This is a genomic window from Faecalicatena orotica, assembly GCF_003149245.1.
In the GTDB taxonomy this organism is placed as follows: Bacteria; Bacillota; Clostridia; order Lachnospirales; family Lachnospiraceae; genus Faecalicatena_A; species Faecalicatena_A orotica.
The window spans coordinates 21,383-42,304 of the sequence record NZ_QGDL01000023.1 but is presented as its reverse complement, the minus strand read 5'-3'; the positions used below and the strand labels follow the sequence as shown (position 1 = coordinate 42,304).

Annotated in this window: 19 protein-coding genes; 14 read left to right on the top strand and 5 right to left on the bottom strand. The window is 42.7% G+C overall.

All coding sequences use genetic code 11. The annotated features are described in order from the left end of the window. Window positions 1-2: 2 nt before the first annotated feature. The 9 genes from A8806_RS24975 to rsmI all read left to right on the top strand — a co-directional run bounded on the left by A8806_RS24975 (window position 3) and on the right by rsmI (window position 8,342). Window positions 3-1,904, top strand: coding sequence for a DUF859 family phage minor structural protein (locus A8806_RS24975; RefSeq protein WP_109733887.1), 1,902 nt, complete (start codon window positions 3-5; stop codon window positions 1,902-1,904). A gap of 119 nt (window positions 1,905-2,023) precedes the next feature. Beyond that, a complete protein-coding gene (locus A8806_RS24970; protein WP_109733886.1) occupies window positions 2,024-3,001 on the top strand; it encodes a glycosyltransferase family 2 protein in 978 nt (325 codons plus the stop codon). Window positions 3,002-3,161: 160 nt separating this feature from the next. After that, complete coding sequence (locus A8806_RS24965; protein WP_242996268.1) at window positions 3,162-3,467, top strand: hypothetical protein; 306 nt, start codon at window positions 3,162-3,164, stop codon at window positions 3,465-3,467. Next, window positions 3,467-3,679: a holin gene (locus tag A8806_RS24960; RefSeq protein WP_109733885.1), complete on the top strand. Its 213-nt coding sequence runs from the start codon at window positions 3,467-3,469 to the stop codon at window positions 3,677-3,679. Before A8806_RS24965 ends, A8806_RS24960 begins: the two co-directional genes overlap by 1 nt. 18 nt (window positions 3,680-3,697) lie before the next feature. Then, a complete protein-coding gene (locus A8806_RS24955) occupies window positions 3,698-4,660 on the top strand; it encodes a LysM peptidoglycan-binding domain-containing protein (protein ID WP_109733884.1) in 963 nt (320 codons plus the stop codon). A gap of 175 nt (window positions 4,661-4,835) precedes the next feature. Next, the gene (gene holB / locus A8806_RS24950) at window positions 4,836-5,831 is read left to right on the top strand and encodes a DNA polymerase III subunit delta' (protein ID WP_109733883.1); all 996 of its coding nucleotides are present in this window, start codon (window positions 4,836-4,838) and stop codon (window positions 5,829-5,831) included. A 4-nt stretch (window positions 5,832-5,835) separates the two neighbouring features. Beyond that, entirely contained in the window at window positions 5,836-6,741 is a 906-nt protein-coding gene (locus A8806_RS24945) for a PSP1 domain-containing protein (RefSeq protein WP_109733882.1), read from the top strand. Next, a complete protein-coding gene (locus A8806_RS24940; protein WP_109733881.1) occupies window positions 6,731-7,444 on the top strand; it encodes a tRNA1(Val) (adenine(37)-N6)-methyltransferase in 714 nt (237 codons plus the stop codon). Before A8806_RS24945 ends, A8806_RS24940 begins: the two co-directional genes overlap by 11 nt. A 49-nt stretch (window positions 7,445-7,493) precedes the next feature. Beyond that, complete coding sequence (rsmI, locus tag A8806_RS24935; protein ID WP_109733880.1) at window positions 7,494-8,342, top strand: 16S rRNA (cytidine(1402)-2'-O)-methyltransferase; 849 nt, start codon at window positions 7,494-7,496, stop codon at window positions 8,340-8,342. Window positions 8,343-9,004: 662 nt separating this feature from the next. On the opposite strand, the gene A8806_RS24930 is transcribed toward rsmI, so the two are convergent. Continuing rightward, window positions 9,005-9,661, bottom strand: coding sequence for an ABC transporter ATP-binding protein (locus tag A8806_RS24930; protein WP_109733879.1), 657 nt, complete (start codon window positions 9,659-9,661; stop codon window positions 9,005-9,007). Between the two features lie 128 nt (window positions 9,662-9,789). Then, a complete protein-coding gene (locus tag A8806_RS24925) occupies window positions 9,790-10,326 on the bottom strand; it encodes a spore maturation protein (RefSeq protein WP_109733898.1) in 537 nt (178 codons plus the stop codon). Between the two features lie 147 nt (window positions 10,327-10,473). Here A8806_RS24925 and A8806_RS24920 point away from each other — a divergent pair, with 147 nt between their 5' ends. After that, entirely contained in the window at window positions 10,474-12,225 is a 1,752-nt protein-coding gene (locus A8806_RS24920) for a DUF885 domain-containing protein (RefSeq protein ID WP_109733878.1), read from the top strand. On the opposite strand, the gene A8806_RS24915 is transcribed toward A8806_RS24920, so the two are convergent. Further along, window positions 12,222-13,298 (bottom strand): GGDEF domain-containing protein, encoded by a 1,077-nt coding sequence (locus A8806_RS24915; RefSeq protein ID WP_109733877.1) that lies wholly within the window; start codon window positions 13,296-13,298, stop codon window positions 12,222-12,224. The genes A8806_RS24920 and A8806_RS24915 overlap by 4 nt on opposite strands. A 97-nt stretch (window positions 13,299-13,395) precedes the next feature. On the opposite strand from A8806_RS24915, the gene A8806_RS24910 reads away from it, so the two are divergent. The 4 genes from A8806_RS24910 to A8806_RS24895 all read left to right on the top strand — a co-directional run bounded on the left by A8806_RS24910 (window position 13,396) and on the right by A8806_RS24895 (window position 18,835). After that, entirely contained in the window at window positions 13,396-14,007 is a 612-nt protein-coding gene (locus A8806_RS24910) for a nucleoside recognition domain-containing protein (RefSeq protein WP_109733876.1), read from the top strand. A 133-nt stretch (window positions 14,008-14,140) separates the two neighbouring features. Beyond that, window positions 14,141-16,456, top strand: coding sequence for a beta-L-arabinofuranosidase domain-containing protein (locus A8806_RS24905; RefSeq protein ID WP_109733875.1), 2,316 nt, complete (start codon window positions 14,141-14,143; stop codon window positions 16,454-16,456). Between the two features lie 31 nt (window positions 16,457-16,487). Next, on the top strand, window positions 16,488-17,735 hold the full coding sequence (locus A8806_RS24900; protein WP_109733874.1) for an aminopeptidase P N-terminal domain-containing protein: 1,248 nt from the start codon (window positions 16,488-16,490) through the stop codon (window positions 17,733-17,735). Between the two features lie 29 nt (window positions 17,736-17,764). After that, entirely contained in the window at window positions 17,765-18,835 is a 1,071-nt protein-coding gene (locus tag A8806_RS24895) for a M24 family metallopeptidase (protein ID WP_109733873.1), read from the top strand. A 65-nt stretch (window positions 18,836-18,900) separates the two neighbouring features. Here A8806_RS24895 and A8806_RS24890 read toward each other — a convergent pair whose 3' ends face one another. Next, window positions 18,901-19,863 carry an ABC transporter ATP-binding protein gene (locus tag A8806_RS24890; RefSeq protein ID WP_109733872.1) on the bottom strand — a complete coding sequence of 321 codons (963 nt, stop codon included), beginning with the start codon at window positions 19,861-19,863 and terminating at the stop codon, window positions 18,901-18,903. Beyond that, a complete protein-coding gene (locus A8806_RS24885; RefSeq protein ID WP_109733871.1) occupies window positions 19,856-20,908 on the bottom strand; it encodes an ABC transporter ATP-binding protein in 1,053 nt (350 codons plus the stop codon). The genes A8806_RS24890 and A8806_RS24885 overlap by 8 nt, the downstream gene beginning before the upstream one ends. Window positions 20,909-20,922 lie beyond the last annotated feature (14 nt).

Here is a 20,922-nt window from a genome sequence, read left to right as displayed (position 1 = left end):
ACATGGCAAATTATGAAACAAGGATACGGTTAATCAGCGAGACAAATGTAAATGTTGCTAATAATACAAGTTATGTCACAGTTGCGCTAGACTTTAGACGGACAGACTATCAATATTATGGGTACAATTTAGACGGAAATGCGTATTGGATTATCAAGGTAGATTCACTGTCAACGGGAAATGTGAATTTTACATTTAACTGGACAATTCCTCAGAACCAATGGAAAGAGGTTGCACGAAGAAGCTTTACGGTAACGCATAATGCAGATGGTACAAAATCAATTAACCTGTCAGGTACTATATATTTTGGAGATGGCGTGTCACCGGGAACTCTTTCGGCTTCTGGTAAGGCAACACTGAGTACAATACCGAGAGCGACTGTGCCGTCACTTTCACCGGCAAGTCAGGCGATAGGAAGTGCAATTACGATAAATCTGCCACGGGCCAGCAGTGCATTTACACACACTTTAACATACAGCTTTGGCAGTGCAGCCGGAACAATTGCGACTGGTGCCGGCGGATCAGCAAGCTGGACACTACCCAGTTCGCTGGCAGCACAAATACCGAATGCTGCCAGCGGAACGGGCCAGATTACATGCAGCACATATAATGGTTCAACACTTGTGGGAACAAAATATATTAATTTTACAGCGACTGTGCCTGCCAGTATGGTTCCATCTATCACCAGCATAGGGATTACAGAGGCAGCAACCGGAATAAACGCCCAATTTGGCGTTTATGTGCAGAATAAGAGCAGGCTTAATATTGCCATATCCGCAAGCGGTATACAGGGAAGTACAATCGTATCATATAAAACGGAAGTTGCGGGCTCTTCATTTTCAGGCAGCAGTGTCGTCACAGGTTATATTACTTCTCCGGGAAGTCTCCCTGTAAAGGTTACAGTAACAGATAGCAGGGGGCATACTGCCGTGAAAACACAGACAGTAAATGTAGTGGCGTATGCAAATCCGGCAATCGCGTCATTTACCGCTGTCAGATCTACCACAGCCGGAGTTTTTGACGATCAGGGGACTTCCTTGAGTATCTCAATGAATTTTAATGTCTCGGCTGTTGGGAATAAGAATACGAAAAGCTATGTAGTGGACCTGCAGAAAAACGGTGAGACAACATGGGTGTCCTTGCTAAAAGGGAGTGTGTATTCATATAACAGCACTTATGTGGCGGATAATGTGCTGAGTATAGACTCATCATATACGCTGAGGCTGAGGGTCACAGATTATTTCACGACGTCAGAGGCAATTGTAGATATCAGCAGTGGGTTTACATTGATGGATTTTCGAAGTACTGGTAAGGGGCTTGCAATTGGAAAGGTTAGTGAAAAAGATATTTTTGAAGTGGGGATGGATGCTGACTTTAGAAAAAGTATAAGCCTGAGTGGGAAGTCCCTTTTTGACTGTTTTTATCCAATAGGAAGTATCTATATGAGCGTAAATAGTACAAACCCAGCTATTCTATTTGGAGGAACATGGGCTGCTTGGGGAAGTGGACGTGTACCAGTAGGAATCAATGTTAATGACGGGAATTTTAATGCAGTTGAAAAGACTGGAGGTGTGGCGGCTAATAATCTCAGCCATGCCCATACTGTAAATAGTCATGCCCATACCACGGCGGGACACACATTATCGGTAGATGAAATACCTTCTCACAGACATAATGCATATGCAATGTATGTTGCGACAGGCACTGGAACAGGAGTGCTTACAGGCACAACTACTCCGGGCTCCAGCTCAGCAGGAACTAAATACACTTTTAATACTGGAGGGGGTGGTTCACACAATCACGGGAATACAGGTGTAAGTGCTCCAGGTACAAATTACAGTTTATCTAATGTAACCACTCTGCAACCATATATTACATGCTATATGTGGAAAAGAACAGGATAGGCAAGGGAAAATGGGGTACTGATTTTGCAATAAATTCATTTGCTATTGATTTTTTTTTATAGTATAATGGTTCACATATTATTTCTGAACTTTATAAGAAATCAATTAGAGGTGCCAAAATGAAAATAAGCGTCATCATTCCCGTTTATAATAGTGAAAAGTATTTATCTGCATGTATTGATAGTGTTCTGGGACAAACGCATCAAGATGTAGAGTGTATACTTATAAATGATGAATCAACAGACCATTCACTTGATATATGTATGGGTTACGCTCAAAAGGATAATAGGGTAATTGTTATAAATCAAAAAAATGCAGGAACATCCGCAGCCCGGAATGCAGGAATGAAAGCGGCAACCGGAGATTATATTATGTTCTTGGATAATGATGATTATTGGGACGATTCAACAGCATTAAAAGAAATATCTTCTCATCTTGAAGAATCTGATGCTGATATATTAATGTTTAATACAAAGTCATATTATGAAAGAACCGGGAAAATGACTATTAAAAGTGGAAGATGCAGCAGACAGGATATTATTGGACAACCACCGGGAGATGCCTTGAAAATCATACTGGAACAAGGTCTGATACACAGAGCGGTCTGGGCAAAAGCTGTAAAACGAACTCTGATATTAGAATATGGTATTATGTTTCCGGAAGGAATGAGAAACGAAGATACGATTTGGACAGCAAAAGCTTTTGCTTACGCTAAAAGTTATGACTGGTCTGAAAAAGTCTTTTACGTTTATAGAAAACAGACCGGCACTGCCCAAACAGATCAGCCCTTAAACCAATCACAATTAGACGACCTGAAGGCAATACTTATTGAGTCCATAGAATTAGGTAATGAGATAAAAGACCGTAATCTGCAAAAATCATACTACAGCTATCTTGCATTTCCATTCTCTGTCTGGTTAGGATATAGTATGTCTTCTGGTATATCATTTAAGGAATTAAGGATGATGAAAAAAAGAGCATTTGTTTTAAAGTACAATTATGACAAAGCAGTTAAATCTTTGTCTAAACTCTACAGCCTTTGTGGATATTATATAACAGCAATTGCCTTAAAAGTATGGGTATCTCAAAAGAGATAGTTTAACCGTCCAAAATAATGCTTATATAGCAAAGCCCGATCTGCCAAATTAATTTATGGTGATTGGGCTTTTTAATATTTGATCTATATTATCTTTTCTTGAAAAAGAATAACAGCTTCATAGGGGGATCTGGATTGTATTGGGAAAGGAGAAAGAACCGTTGTACGAGTTATTAATGCAGACATACACTATCACGCTTCCATTCCTTTTAGGCTACATAGTGTGGCTGCTCAAGCGGCAGAAAAAGGAAAGGAACGCAAACAGCAGAGGCACAATGCTCCTTCTGCGTGTGCAGATGATAGATTACCATGATAGGTATATAGGTCTAGGCTATATACCGTCATATGCATATCAGAATTTTTGCGATATGTACACAGCCTATCATGAATTAGGCGGAAATGGAATGATAACCAAGATGTATGATGAAATACAGGAACTACATATTAAGAAGGTAGGTGAATCATAATGAAAAACAGGGATTGGATTGAATGGATTAGAAAAGCGGGAATACGGGCTGTAAAAACAATGGCTCAGACAGCAGTTGCAATGCTTCCAGCAGTTGCGACAATATCTCAGGTTGATTGGCTGACGGTGATCGGAACAGCAGCACTTGCGGGTGTAGTGTCAATTCTGACTTCTTTGGCCGGATTACCGGAATTGAACACAGCAACTAAATAGGGGGGAAAGGACATATATATGAAAAGATTAGTAATTGATGTAAGTTATGCGCAGGGAGAGATTAACTGGGAGCAAGTAAAAAGTGCAGGTATAGATGGTGTGATTATCCAGTGTGGATACGGAGATAATATGGAATCGCAGGATGATAAATACTGGAAACGCAACGCGGATGAATGCACAAGGCTGGGAATACCGTTTGGGGCATATTTGTATAGTTATGCAGCCAGCATGGTACAGGCAGAAAGTGAGGCACAGCATGTACTGAGATTGATAAAGGGGTACAAGCTATCATATCCTGTTTATCTGGATCTGGAGGAACCGGGGACACAGGCAGGAGCGGTGGAGCGTGCGAAACGGTTTGGGGATATGATAGAGTCAGCTGGATACTGGTGTGGTATTTACGCAAATTTGAACTGGTGGAATCAATATCTTCCCGGGCTGGATCGGTTTACCAAGTGGATTGCGCAGTATAACAGTACTTGTGATTATACTGGCAAAAATAAGGATATGTGGCAGTACAGCAGTACCGGACGGGTAGCAGGAATCAATGGAAACACAGATATGAATGAGTGCTACAGGGATTTTCCAAATGAAATTAGCGGAGGACTAAAGACCCAGCAGCACGGCACCAAACCGGATGGGAAACCAGAATTTAAACCGCAAAATGGGACAGGTACTGAAGAAAGGACGCATACTGTACAACGAGGTGAAACATTGAGCCAGATTGCGGCGAGATATGGAACGACGTATCAGCAGCTTGCAAAGATCAATAACATAGCCAATCCAGATTTAATTTACCCGGGCCAGATTCTTAAAATAAACGGTGTGGTGGCTTCATCAAAGTCATACACTGTTCAAAATGGTGACACATTGTCAGGCATTGCATCCAAGTATGGTACAAGCTATCAGCGACTCTCCCAGATTAATGGTATCAGCAATCCGGATCTGATTTTTCCGGGACAGATTATAAGAATCAGTTGAATATCCATCTCCGGGCAGTAAGAAAATATCAAAGAAAACCCGCATTTATGGACTATATCTTCACGAAAAATTATGATATACTTAATGAGTAGTTCACAACTTTGTAAGATACCTGTAGTACAATATACGAAAAGTAACTTACAAAGGGAAAATAGAAGAGGCAGCAGGTGATTTTATGAGCGGATTTAAAGATGTAGTGGGACATAAGAATATTATACAATATATAGGGAATGCAGTGAAGACGGACAAGGTTTCCCATGCATATATCCTAAATGGGGAAAAGGGGTCCGGCAAGAAACTGCTTGCCAGCCTGTTTGCTATGAGCCTGCAGTGTCAGGACAGGGAAGAAGACGGGGATGCGTGCGGTAAGTGCCAGTCCTGTAAGCAGACGGTTAATAATAACCAGCCTGACATTATCAAGGTGACACACGAGAAGCCGAGTACCATCAGTATTGATGATATCCGGGAACAGGTGAATAATGATATTGTGATCAAGCCTTACAGCAGCAGATACAAGATATATATCATTGCCGATGCGGATATGATGACTGTTCAGGCCCAGAATGCGCTCCTGAAGACAATTGAGGAACCGCCGGAGTATGCCGTGATCATGCTGCTGACGGAGAATGCTGAGACATTGCTGCCGACGATACGGTCCAGATGTGTAATGCTTAAGCTGCGTAACATTAAGGACCAGCTTGTGAAGAAGTATCTGATGGAGCAGATGGAGATACCAGATTATAAGGCGGATGTTTGTGTGGCATTTGCGCAGGGTAATATGGGCAAAGCCATTATGCTTGCTACGTCCGAACATTTTAATGAGATCAAGGAAGAGGCAGTTCATCTGCTGCGAAATATTAACGAGATGGATCTGAATGAACTGATCGATGCCGTGAAGAGATGTATGTCCTACAAGCTGGAGATTTCGGATTATCTGGATGTGATCGCGATATGGTACCGTGACGTGCTGATCTATAAGGCAACACGTAATGTGGACAGGGTGGTTTTTTCAGACCAGCTGAAGTATATCAAGGATCGTGCAAATAAGAGTTCCTATGAAGGGATTGAGATTATTTTAGATGCACTTGAGAAAGCAAAGTCAAGGCTTAAGGCAAATGTAAACTTTGAGCTGACGATGGAACTGCTTTTACTGACAATAAAGGAGAACTAATAGGATGACTAAAGTAATAGGTGTGAGATTCCGTACGGCCGGGAAGATTTATTTCTTTGCGCCGGGGAAGTTCGACATCAGGCAGGGTGATAATGTAATCGTAGAGACTGCGCGCGGCGTTGAGTTTGGACGTGTCGTTGCAGGGCCTAAGGAAGTAAAGGATGAAGAGGTGGTTCAGCCGCTGAAGTCTGTGATCAGAGTAGCTACTGAACAGGACAGCAAAGTGGAGGAGAAGAACCGGGAAAAAGAAAAAGAGGCTTTCAAGATCTGCCTCGAGAAAATCCGTAAGCATGGGCTTGAGATGAAGCTGATAGATGCAGAATATACATTTGATAATAATAAGGTATTGTTTTATTTTACGGCTGACGGAAGAATCGATTTCAGAGAACTGGTAAAGGATTTGGCAGCGGTTTTCCGTACAAGGATTGAACTGAGGCAGATTGGTGTGAGGGATGAGACTAAGATCCGCGGGGGAATCGGCATCTGCGGAAGGCCCCTTTGCTGTAACACCTATCTTTCCGAATTTGCAGCAGTTTCGATTAAGATGGCGAAGGAACAGAACCTGTCCCTGAATCCGACGAAGATTTCCGGTGTATGTGGGCGCCTGATGTGCTGTCTGACAAATGAGGAAGAGACTTACGAGGAGCTTAACAGTCAGCTCCCGTCCCTTGGAGATACCGTCACAACAGCTGAGGGGCTTACCGGAACCGTACATTCACTGAGCGTGTTAAGAAAGCTGGTCAAGGTAATTGTAACTTTGGAGAATGATGAGAAGGAGATCCGGGAATATAAAGCGGAGGAACTGAAATTCAAGCCAAGGCGCAGGAAGGCCAAAGTATCCAGGGAAGAGATGAAGAAGCTTGCAGAACTTGAGAAAGGTGAAGGAGCATCGAAATTAGATGACAACTAAATTATATCCCGGGGAGCGGCTCGATGACCTGCAGCTGGACGGGTATGAGATCATCCAGAACCCGGAACGTTTTTGTTTCGGGATTGATGCAGTGCTGCTTTCTGATTTTATCAGAGTAAAAAAGGATGAGACTGTGCTAGATTTAGGAACCGGGACTGGTATCCTGCCAATCCTGATGGCGGCCAAGACATCCGGCAGCCATTTTACAGGGCTGGAGATACAGGCTGAGAGCGCAGACATGGCAAGGCGGAGTGTGATTCACAACCGGCTTGAAGATAAGATCGATATCGTAACAGGAGATATAAAAGAGGCGGCTGAGATACTGGGGCCGGCCTTTTTTGATGTAATCGTAACAAATCCACCATATATGCTGGATCAGCACGGACTTAAAAACCCACAGGATGCAAAAGCAATAGCCCGGCATGAAATTTTATGTACACTCGATGATATTTTGCGAGAGAGCGGGAAAATGCTGAGGGAAAGTAAGGGCAGATTTTACATGATACATAAGCCATTCCGGCTTGCAGAGATCATGGTGAAGATGAATCAGTATAAAATAGAACCAAAACGGCTGCAGTTTATTCACCCTTATGTGGATAAAGAACCAACAATGGTGATGATAGAGGGGATAAAAGGCGGTAAATCCCGGGTGACAGTAGAACCGCCGGTAATCATGTACAAAAAGGTACAGGGCAAAAGTTAATTTGGGACGTAGTAAACCTGAAAAAGATTACGTCCTCTAAGGAGGGTTTATGTCAGGAACTTTATACTTATGTGCGACTCCCATCGGAAATCTTGAGGATATGACGTTCCGTGTGATCCGCACGCTGAAAGAGGTGGATTTGATAGCTGCGGAGGATACCCGCAACAGTATTAAGCTGCTGAATCATTTTGAAATCCAGACGCCTATGACGAGTTATCATGAGTATAACAAGTTTGATAAGGGAAAAAAGCTTGTGGAAAAGCTGCAGGATGGGATGGATATTGCTTTGATAACTGACGCCGGGACGCCCGGGATATCTGATCCGGGGGAGGAACTGGTTAAGATGTGTTATGAGGCAGGAATTCCAGTGACATCACTTCCCGGTGCGGCGGCCTGCATTACGGCGCTCACTTTATCCGGCTTATCCACTCGGAGATTTGTATTTGAAGCGTTCCTTCCGACGGAAAAGAGGGAGCGGGCCTGGGTGTTGGAGGAGCTGGAGAGAGAATTCAGGACGATGATCTTGTATGAAGCTCCTCACAGGCTTGTGAAGACTCTGAAGCTACTTCTGGAGCATTTAGGAAATCGGAGGGTAACTGTGTGCAGGGAGCTGACGAAGCGTCATGAAACGGCATTTGCAACGACCCTTGAAGAGGCAGCGGTTTATTATGAAAATAATGAACCTAAGGGGGAATGTGTGCTTGTTATTGAGGGCAGGAACCGAGAAGATGCCGTGCGGGAAGAGCGTGAAAAGTGGGAAGAGATGAGCGTTCAAGAACACATGGATGTATATCTGTCACAAGGCCTCAGTAAAAAAGATGCCATGAAAAAGGTGGCAAAAGACCGTGGTGTGCAGAAGAGGGAGATTTATAATTACCTCGAAGGCAGGGGGGAATAAAATTAGTAAGATTGTTAAAAATTTGTTGATATTCTAAGATTATTTTAGAAAAATATCACATTGACGTTTTGAACGAGTGAGTATAAAATAAAAACCAAGTTCAAAGTGAACCAAGCTGACAACGGTGTCGCGGATATCGCGGCACCTTTTTGCAAAATTTCGGATATGACATCAGTGCTGACGGCAGGTAAGACCTCAGGAATATGACATCAGGTAAGACATCGAGGATAGACAACAGGCAGGACATCTGGGACAGACATCAAGGATATGACAACAGGCAGGACATCTGGGACAGGCATCAGATAAGGCAACAGTTTTGACATCAGAGATCAGTATCATGTAAGGCAGCGGGGAGAGACATCATGTTCAGACAGGAAAGACATTTAAGAATCCGGAATTATAATATAGGACTTGGATTGAACTCATGTTAGGGCGTATTGCATAAGCTGCAATACGTCTTTTCATTTAAAGAAAAATATTTGAATGAAAGCATAGATATTTTTTTAAAATAGCCACTTAAATGCAAATCTACAAAAATAAAAGTACATAAAAACAGCTGCCGCATACAATAAACTCTCAACAGGACATGATACAATGCAGATCAGGTAGTACCAATATTCTGTATAAAAAATTTAATATACGGCAGCTTTAAAAAAACTATTTTACTGACGTACTTCTGTAATTTCCCCTTCTTTCATAAAAACAATTTTTGTTCCGAGTGTAATTGCTTCATCATAATTATTTGTCACATAGAGCACGGTTATCCCCAAATCTTTATTGATTTTCTTGATATCTGCGATCATTTCCTGACGGCGCTGTTCATTCTGCCTTGCGAAATCTTCATCAACAAGCAAGACTTTTGGATGGCATACAATAGCCCGTCCCAGGGCAACTTTTTGTTTTTCCGATTCAGAAATAGACCGGATTTTCTTATCAATGATACCCGAAATACCGAAGAAATCGGCAGCTATTTTAACGCGGGTATCAATGACTCCGCGGGGGAGGTTGCGCAGTCTGAGCCCCAATGCCATGTTATCGTAAACGTTAAAATGAGAATACAGTACATAATTCTGGAAAGCCATTGCAAGGCTCCTGTCTCTGGGGAGGATGTCATTAAGCAGTTCCTTTTCCAGATAAATTTCCCCGGTAGTGATATCCTCCAGTCCGCCTATCATGCGGAGTATCGTAGATTTACCACAGCCGCTTGGACCGTGGAATGTTACAAATTCACCATCTCCAATTTCAAGAGAAACATTTTTAACGGAAATAAATCCGTTGGGATAAGTTTTATTTAAATTCTTCAAAGTCACACTGGCCATAGAAACACCTCCGCTTTTTCTTAACACAATTTTAGCACATCCCATATGGCAATGCAAAGGGGTCAGACCCTTTTGCAGTTCATTTTCTGAATTGTATCTGAAAATTCGAAAAACGGAGCTCAAAAGGGTCAGACCCCTTTGAACATCATCCCCGCGAGAAGCACACTTGCGACGAGTCCTGCGAAGGTTGCGAGCAGTGCACCGGGCAGGGTGTAGCGTGATTTTTTTATTTTGGCGGTCATGAAGTATACGCTCATGGTGTAAAATATGGTTTCTGTGCATGCCATTGAGATGGAGGCGATGAGTCCGAGGCGGGAGTCGGTGCCGTATTCTTTAAAGATGTCGAGAAGCAGCCCTGTTGCCGCGGAGGAGGAGAACATTTTTACAATGGTAAGGGGGACGAGCTCTCCGGGGAAGCCTATGTACGCGGTAAAATGGCCGATCAGGGAGGAGAGGAAGTCGAGGAAACCGGAGGCGCGCAGGATACCGACGGCGACCATGAGGCCGATCAGGGTGGGCATGATCTTTATGACTGTGAAGAACCCGCTTTTGGCTCCTTTGATGAAATTGTCGTATACGTTCGTTTTCATCAGGACTCCATAGGTGACGATGGCGAGTATGATAAAGGGAACGATAAAGTCTGTGATATAAAGAAAAAACTGCATGAAATACCTCGGCCGGTTATTTACTATTGCTTTATTTATATGCCTTTTTCTGAAAATCAATGTATAGAAAATACAGGAAATGACTTCGTTTAGCATATCGTCTTTCTTTTTTTCATAAAATAAAGCAAAGATATCAGGGGAGTTCTTATGCCATCTCTATTTCCCAGACATATAAAGAAGCGGCTTCTTGCCGTTTGTCTTACTATCAGCATAGCAGGTACATTGCTGTTCACGGGGTGCAGCCAGAAGTCCGGCGCCAATCAGAATAAAACATTCCAGTCATTTACAAATGAAGTATTCTGTCAGGAGGTTTCCTCGAATTCGATCAGCCTCCATTATTCCCTGAAGGACCCGGAAAAGTACGGGATCAGGGAGGCCCCGGTAACATTCGGAAGCTTTTCGGCAGATTCAAAAGCTGCTGCGGCTTCTTACGAGAACCTGAAAGCTGCTTTGAACCAGTTTTCTTATGACAGCCTGTCTGTGGAAAACCAACTGACTTATGATGTTCTGGATTATTATCTACAAATGGCCCAGAAAAATGCAAATTATCTTTTATATGAGGAGCCTCTGGGACTGGTCAGCGGAATCCAGACGCAGCTTCCGGTACTGCTGTCGGAATATCAGTTCTACAGTGAGGAAGATATTGATACATATCTGGAACTCATGCAGACCACTCCCGATTATTTCGATTCTCTGATTGCATTTGAGAAGGAAAAATCAAAAGCCGGATTGTTTATGGCGGATTATGCGGCTGACACGGTTATTGCCCAGTGCACAGCCTTTATGGAAATGGGGGAGAGCAATTATCTGATTTCTACTTTTGTGGACCGCCTCAAGGAACTGAATATTTCAAGTGCACAGCAGAGCAGTTATATTAAGAAAAATGCCCAGATGCTTCAGAGTTATGTCCTGCCGGCATACAGCCGACTGGTTTCGGCAGTGCAGAGCCTTAAGGGAACCGGAAAAAATGAAGAGGGACTCTGCCACCTGCCTGATGGAAAAAACTATTATGAGCAGATTGTGGAAGAAGCGACCGGGTCGGGCAGGACAGTACCGGAGCTGGAAGATCTGACAAGACGGCAGATCATATCAGATCTGGAGGCTATGGAAGAAGTTCTCCAGATTGCAGGGAATGAAGCGAAAGAAACGGCTGCTATGGAGGATAACAACCCGGTTACGATTCTGAATGAACTGGAATCGAAGACAGGAAAGTCATTCCCGGAGCCTCCTGAGACTGTGACTCAGGTAAAATATGTCCCGAAAGCAATGGAAGAACATTTAAGCCCGGCTTTCTATATGATACCGGCAATCGATAACACGAAAGAAAATGTGATTTATGTCAATCAGTCACAGATGAGTAATAACCTTACATTATATACAACTCTTGCCCACGAGGGGTACCCGGGACACCTGTACCAGACTGTTTACTATGCAGGAACAGACCCGGACCCATTAAGGAGTATCTTCAACTTTGGCGGATATGTAGAGGGATGGGCAACCTATGCAGAGATGTGCAGTTATTATCTTTCTTCGCTGAGTAAGGAGCAGGCCACACTGCTGCAGAAAAACAGTTCGATTATTCTCGGATTATATGCACTTGCCGATATGGGAATCCATTATGAAGGATGGAGTAAGATTGACACCATTGCCTTTTTTAAAAACTATGGAATCAAAGACAGTAAAGTGATTGAACGGATTTATGAACTGATCATCGGCTCACCGGGAAACTATCTAAAATACTATATCGGATATGTGGAATTTCTGGAATTGAAGAAGGAATGGGCAAAACAAAAGGGCAATGATTTTTCACAAAAAGAATTCCACGAGGCGGTGCTCTCTGTCGGGCCTGCACCATTTACACTCGTGGAAGAATATATGGGGAAACTGACGAACCATTAATGTAAAATATGGTAGAACGCATACTGGTTCTTTCCGTTTTGCTTAGATAAATAAAGAGCTTCATCACCGTGCTTGAACAGTTCCTTAAAAGAATTGCCGTCCTCCGGGAAAAAGGCGACTCCGACGCTTGCGCTTATATGCGGAATCTCTTCTCCGGCAGAGTCATTGATATTACCGACATCTTCAAGAAATCTGGAAATGCGCTGCCGGATGATCTCCGGATCAATGCAGTCAGGAAGAAAGACGATAAACTCATCCCCGCCGAGCCGTCCGATAATATCCGTTGAACGAAAGGAATGCTTCAGTGCAGATGCAATCTCCTTGAGCACCCGGTCTCCACAGTCATGCCCTTTGGAATCATTGACCAGCTTAAAATTATCAATATCAATGACAAGGAGGGCACCTTTCGAACCATTCTGAGCAGTAAATGCCGTGATCTTTCTTTCACAGAAACCACGGTTCCACAGGCCGGTCATCTTGTCTGTATCTCTCTGGATTGCCAGAATATTATTGGACATAACCTGCTTCATATTCAGGTAGTTAGACTGATGAGAAGTCAGGATACTGATCAGGAAAAATATAACGGTATTAATGATATCGTAAGATGCAACATACGGAACTTTAAAGTATCTCGTCATAATACAGAATATAAGGGAAAACACACTCATAAAGAAACACATTCGCGACGGAAGATCGATCATAAATAGAGGCAGAACGACCAAAAACACAATAAATGTGACAGCGTTCATATCAGGCTGTGCTATAGTGCCGAGATAAACTGCGGCAGACATTATGACCGAATATGTGATATAAAAAGCAATAGGAATGGCATGTATATGTTTCTTTAGAAATGTTTTAGTAAGTATATTCAAAATTAAGGATGCAAGAAATAGCGTAATGTATGCTCCCGTAGCGGTTAGAAATTCTTCAATTACCAGTGAAATAACAATCAGAGGAATTCCTGCAATTGTCCCCAGCATGGATATAAGACGCAGGGACTTTAAATTTTTATCAGCAATGTCTTCATAATATGTATGATAATTTTCAACATAAAAATTACTATATGGAATCATAACAGGTACCTCGAATCATGAAGTTATTTTGAGTCTATTGTAACATAAAAATCACAGAAATATTACATTAATCTTAAAAAAATCAAAGGAGGAAGAAATGCTGAATTATTTGTGGGCAGCCATGATCATAATAGGAGTCGTATTCGGCGCTTTTAACGGCAAAATGCCGGATATCACCAATGCCGCTCTGGATTCTGCGAAAGAGGCTGTAACATTGTGTATTACCATGATGGGGGTTATGTCATTCTGGGTAGGGATGATGGAGATCGCGACAAGAGCGGGAATTATAGAAATGGCATCGAAAAAAATGAGACCGTTGATCCGTTTTCTGTTTCCGGATATACCAGAAGGACATAAGGCGAATGAGTATATAACAACAAACTTTATTGCCAATTTCCTTGGGCTGGGCTGGGCGGCGACACCGGCCGGGCTGCAGGGCATGAGTGCACTTGCAGAACTCGAAAAGGAGAGACGGCAGAAGGGGATTAATACAGTAAAACCGGGAGTGGCTTCGGATGAGATGTGCACGTTTCTAATCATGAATATCTCATCGCTGCAATTGATACCAGTGAATGTGATAGCTTATAGGAGTCAGTACGGATCTGTGAACCCGGCGGGGATCGTCGGCGCGGGGATACTGGCGACGGCGGCGAGCACGATGGTGGCTATGGTCTATTGCAAGATGAAGGCGAAAAGGCGGAGGGCCTGAAAAGGTCCTCCGAACTCTAAGCGGGACATTATCCGTATACATGATTTATCAAACACACTCTGGTTTGATGTTAAGTAATGTGTTATGATGAAGAAAAATCGGACACGCGCTTAAACAAAAGGAATAGATTATCATGATGACAACGACAGAAAAACAAAATGTGATTGAAGAAGACATTCATGCCATTTATCTGGGAAATTTGAATACCGTAGAATTTAACCTCGATCTTCCAACTAAGGGGAAGAATGGGAGCGTCATTACATGGGAATCTTCTCATGAAGGTATTTTGCAGCCGGATGGAACCGTAAGAAGACCTGCATATGGAATGGGGAACCGGAAAATTGAATTAACGGCAACATTTACATATGGGGAGGTCTGCAAAACACAAGTCTATGATATTACAGTATTGGAAGAAGTGAAGAAAGACACCATTCAAAAGGTATATCCATTGAAAGTAAAGGTGAACAAAGGAAAGGAATATATGCTTCCAGCGTACACTGTGGTGGATACGGAGGATGGAGACACGATTGTAAAAGAAGTCCAATGGGATGAGAACCGGATGCATTTATTTGAGTATGGTGGTACATACTTTTTTTCTGGAAAAGTTAAGGACACGAAAGAAGCTGTTACACTGGAAGTTCAGGTTCTTGAGGAATCCAAGGCAGACATTTGCAATAAAGAAAAGAAGGCCATCAGTATCAGTGATACAGAAGATGCAGGGAATCTGATACTATTGGAAGGTTCGCCTTATTATGAGGCACAACAGAACATGCATGCTTATTTAAAAAAGCAAGATTTAGACCAGTTTCTCTATAGTTTCCGGGAGGCAGCAGTACTTCCTGTCAGACAGGCAAAACCAATGAGGGGATGGGATTCTCCAGAGGGTTTGTTAAGAGGGCATACGACAGGGCATTTTTTGACTGCATTGGCACTGGCTTACCATAGTACAGGTGAAGAGTGTTTTAAGGAAAAAGCAGACTATCTGGTAGAGGAACTGCAAAAATGTCAGGAAGCTTTTGGCCGGTTAGAAGGATACCAGAAAGGATTTTTAAGTGCATATTCTCAGGAACAGTTTGATTTATTGGAGCAATATGTTACATATCCCAAAATCTGGGCGCCTTATTACACCATGCACAAGATTTTAGCAGGACTCATAGACAGCTATCGTTTTACCCGGAACGAAACCGCACTGAAGGTGGCAGAAGGATTAGGAGACTGGATTACAGCGCGATTAAAAAAACTACACCCGGAACAACTGGAAAAGATGTGGAGCATTTATATAGCAGGAGAGTTTGGGGGAATTAATGAAAGCCTGATCTGGCTATACGAATATACAGGGAAAACAGAATATATAGAAACAGCACGTCTGTTTGATAATGAAAAGCTGTTACTGCCATTAGAAAATCATATCGATGCCTTAAGTGGTATTCACGCCAACCAACACATTCCGCAAATCATTGGTATGCTGAAGCGTTTTGATGCGACGAAAGAGGCCCCTGATTATGAAAGGGCTGCATTCTTTTGGGACGTTGTAACACGTTTCCATTCGTATTCCATTGGTGGCGTTGGGGAAGCAGAGATGTTTCATGCCAGAAACCGGATTGGGGGATTGCTTACAGACAGTACGGCAGAAAGCTGTGCCTCCTATAATATGCTGAAACTGACGAAGATGCTCTATGAATATGAACCAAGGGCAGATTATATGGATTACTATGAACGAACGGTGCTCAATCATATCGTGCCGGGTCTGGACAAGAAAAAAACAGGTGAAAGTACCTATTTTTTCCCGTTAAAGGCCGGGGCGAAAAGGGAATTCCTTTTTGAAAATTCCTGCTGTCATGGAACCGGAATGGAAAGTCATTCTAAATATTTAGACAGTGCTTATTTTTATGGGGATGAGACCCTTTATATCAATCAGTTTATTCCATCTAAAATCTTATGGGAAAAGGGTGGATATGAAATTGTACAGTACGGTGAAAGTAATCATCCGGAAATGATTGTATTGGAGATTTCCCGCTTGTCAAAGGAATCTGCGAGGCCTATAATAAAAAGAGTAAAACTTCGCAAACCAGACTGGTGTCAGGGTGAAGTGAAACTAAAAGTAAACCAGGAGATACAAGTGGCAGAAGAGCAAGAGGGATATATTGTGGCAGATCTTTGTTTTGAACAGGGAACTGTGGGATTGGAACTGGAGTATCCCTGTGGACTGCATATTAGGACGACGCCAGATGTTCCGGAATTAACGACGCTTTTTTATGGCCCTTATGTACTGGCAGCAGTTACGGATGAGCTGGAGCATATCCATGTAAAGAAAGGGGACAAACCATTAGAAACGTTGTGGAAAAGGGATGGTGAAGAGTTGGTTTTTCACTGTCAGGGATATTCGTTTATACCACTTTATCAAATTGACGAACAATCTTATCAGGTATATTTCGTCATGGAGTATTAGTATTACTTAAGTCAGAATATAGGAGGCAGTCATGGACGCAAAATTCTATAAGGAAAACAGATCTGCATTATACCGAAATTTGAAACCATCCTCAATGGTACTTATTTTTAGTGGGGAGGAGCTTCGAAAAACGAATGATGAAGATTACCCATTCTTTGCAAACAGAAATTTTGTTTATTTGACAGGAGTGGAACAAAAGGAAAGCATTCTTTGGGGACAGGTCACAGAAACAGGTGACATAAAAGAAACCTTGTTTCTTCTCCCACCAGATAAGATGAAAGAAAGATGGACTGGAAGGAGATTGACAATGCCAGAGGCAGAAGCAGTCTCAGGTGTTGCAGACTACGCCTTTTTGGAAGCATTTCAGCCAATGTTAGAGCAGACACTTTCGCAAAGACAGGTGGATACTGTCTATTTGGATATTGATGAAAGCACCATTGGTGGAAATGTCAGATATCCGGCCCGGAGCATTCAATCTTATATTGAAGAAACATATCCGGACATTAAAATTGACAGTGCAAGAGCAATCTTAAAGACCTTAAGAACGATCAAAAAACCTTGCGAAATTGAAGCGCTGAAGAAGGCAGAGGAAATCACAAGAGAAGGTATCCTTGCAATGATGGAACATTCAAAACCAGGGATGTATGAATACCAGTATAAAGCATATTATGATTTTGTATTAGCACAGCATGGACTTTTAGAGCCAGGATTTCCTTCAATTATTTCCGGTGGAAAGAACAATTTCTGCATTCATTATTATAGCTATATGGGGCAGGTGTGTGATGGAGATATGGTTTTAAATGACGTAGGAGTCAACTATGACCATGTGACTACGGATGTTTCCCGCGGATGGCCCTGTAATGGGAAATATTCAGACAAACAAAAGCTGTTATACGAGTGTGCATACAATACTTCAGAGTATATGTTCAGAACGGTAAAACCAGGTATTCCAGCTATGGATATTGATAAGATGATAAAAAGCTATAACTGCCGGCAGCTAATGGAAGCAGGAGTTTTAAAGAATGCGGATGACATCGACACTTATATGTGGCATGGCGGTGCACATCATATTGGGTTTGATGTGCATGACGTGGTTGATGTAAAAGGCAGGCTGACAGAACCAGGCATGGTATTCTGCATTGATGTGGGTATCTATCATGAAGAATGGGGAATTGGTTTCAGGCTGGAAGATAATTGTCTGGTTACAGAAGACGGCTGTGTAAATTTATCCGCAAATATACCGAGAAGATGGCAGGATATTGAAGAAATCATGAAATAGTGTGGTAATGCCACATAGGAGGAGCAAAGATGAACAACGTACAGAAATTATTAACCTATATGGAAAAAGAAAACCTGGAGGCATTTTACATAAGCAGTCCTGCAAATGTAAGATACATCAGTGGATACACAGGGGATGATTCATACCTTGTTATTACTAAAAACAAAAAATATTTTATAACCGATCCAAGATATACAGAACAGGCTGCTGAGGAATGCCCGGATTATCAGATTTATAATTGGCGTACTCCCGGGAAAACCATTGGTGATGCTCTGGGAAATATTATAAGCACAGAGCATATTAAAAATGTGGGGTTTGAATCAGATAAGGTAACCTATCAGGACTATAAAGAAATGGAAGATAAGGCAAAGGCAGAGCTCGTTCCTACCGTAGATGTGATAGAAACATTCCGTGCAATTAAATCAGAAGAAGAAATTGCATGTCTGCGTATATCCTGTGACATTGCTTCCAGGGCATTTGAGAAAATCATCAAAGATATTCGCGTTGGTGTAACAGAAAAAGAACTGGCATCGAAATTGTCACACTATATGGTGATGGAAGGTGCTGATACAAAACCTTACGGTGGAATTCTGATTTCAGGGGCAAGAACTTCTTTACTGCATGGGATTCCTTCTTCAAAAGCACTGGAATATGGAGACTTTGTATTGATGGATTACGGCTGCCAGTACAAAGGCTATTTATCAGATATGACAAGAACAGTTGTATTAGGGAAGGCAACAGCAAAGCAGAGAGAGGTTTATGGACTGGAGCAGCAGATGGTAGAAGATTTTGAAGCCATCTTAAGACCCGGAACAACTGGAAAAGAAACCTATGAAGCATCTTTAAAAGCCATCAGAGGAACAGAGTACGAGCAGTATAACTATGGTGGCATCGGACATGGAGTAGGTGTATTCGTACATGAGATTCCGTTCCTGGGTTCGAATTCTACAGCAGTACTTGAAAAAGGAAACGTTGTGACAGTTGAACCCGGACTATATATCCCGGGCTGGGGCGGAGTCCGGATCGAAGATCAGGTACTGATTACAGAAGATGGATATGAGAACCTCATTAGTGCGACAAAAGAATTAATTGAACTATAAAAATAATCCGTGGAAAGCTTTCATGCATTCCACGGATTTTTACGTCAAAGATGGTAACCATCAGATTACACAAGATGGCATGCTACATAATGTCCCGGAGTCATTTCGCGAAGTTCAGGCTGCTCTTTGTGACAACGTTCTGTTGCATATTGGCACCGCTCCACGAACCGGCAGCACTCCGGCGGGTTAATAGGACTTGGAATCTCGCCCTTAATCGGAATACGCTGGCTCGCTTTTGCCCTATCAGGATCTGCCTCTGGAATGGCGGAAATCAGCGCTTTTGTGTAAGGATGCATAGTGTTGCCGTAAAGCTCCTCCGTCTCAGCAGTCTCGACCACTGTTCCCAGATACATAACAACTACGCGGTCTGAAATATATTTTACTACACTCAAATCGTGGGCAATGAACATGTAGGTCAGTCCACGTTTCTCCTGAAGCTCCTTCAGCATGTTAATAACCTGTGCCTGTACAGACACGTCAAGGGCTGAAATCGGCTCGTCACAGATAATAAAGTCCGGCTCTACGGAAAGGGCTCTGGCAATACCGATACGTTGTCTCTGTCCGCCCGAGAACTCATGAGGGAAACGGGACATATGATCCTTATTAAGGCCTACCGTTTCAAGAAGCGTTTTTACACGCTCCTCCAGTTCTTTTCTGGGTGTTCCATGCTGCTTTAAACCTTCTCCTACGATCTCCTTAACTGTCATACGGGAATTAAGCGACGCATAGGGGTTCTGGAAGATCATCTGTACTTTTTGGCAGAACTGCTTCTGCTCCTCTTTGGAAAGCTTTGTAATATCTTTGCCATCGTAAATCACTTCCCCGGCTGTAGGCTCGTAGAGACGAATCATACAGCGGCCAAGGGTGGATTTACCACAGCCAGACTCTCCAACGACACCTACTGTCTCACCTTTAAAGACATCAAAGGAAACATGGTCTACTGCCTTTAGATAAGCCTTTTTCCCGACTTTAAAGTACTTACATACATCCCTTACCTGCACGAGAGGCTGTTTTTCATTATTATTCATCCGTCTTCACCTCTCCTTCCTCAAGTATTGCTGCGTTTGCTTTCTTCATGTCCGTATCAGGAGCAAATTCATGCTGGAGCCAGCAATTTGTAATATGCTCATCTGTTATATGGTAGCAGCCTGGCGGATTGTCTTTACATACATCCATAGCGTATTCGCAACGGGCTGCAAATGGACATCCCTTCGGGGGGAAGAATAAATCAGGGGGTGTACCATCGATAGGGGTCAGTTTTGCTCCTTTTGCTGTATCCAGCTTCGCAATGGAGCCCATCAGGCCCTTTGTGTATGGATGAGCTGTATCATAAAATATTTCCTGTACGGTACCTTTTTCGACAACCTTGCCGCCATACATAACTACCACCCGGTCACACATACGTGCGATAACGCCCAGGTCATGTGTAATAATAATAATCGACGTTCCAAGTTTTTCTCTCAGTTCAAGAAGCAGATCAAGGATCTGTGCCTCAATGGTTACGTCAAGGGAAGTAGTTGGCTCATCGCAGATAACAATGTCCGGGCGGCTCACAAGGGCAATGGCAATCATAACACGCTGCTTCATACCACCTGACAATTCGTGGGGGTACTGTTTATATCGCTTCTCTACATCTGAAATACCAACCAGCTTCATAATCTCAAGGGCTTTTTCCTTCACTTCTTTCTTTGTTACATCAGTACGCCCTAAAAATACTTCTTCAATCTGTGCGCCAATCTTCATGGTTGGATTCAGGGATGTCATAGGATCCTGGAATACAAACCCGATATCCTGCCCCCGGAGCTTACGCAGCTCTTTCTTTGTCATTTTCAAAACATCTTTACCGTGAACAAGTACCTCGCCGCCCTCGAAAAATCCCGGCGGTTCTGGGTTCAGTCTCATAATGCACTGGGCTGTAACACTTTTTCCGCAGCCAGACTCACCCACAATTCCAAGTATCTCTCCCTTCCTTACTTCAAAGCTTACGTCACGCACAGCTTTTACTTCGCCACCGTATGTATGGAAGGAATATACTACATTTTTCAGTTCTAGTATCTTTTCTCGTTCGGTCATTTCTACGACTCCTC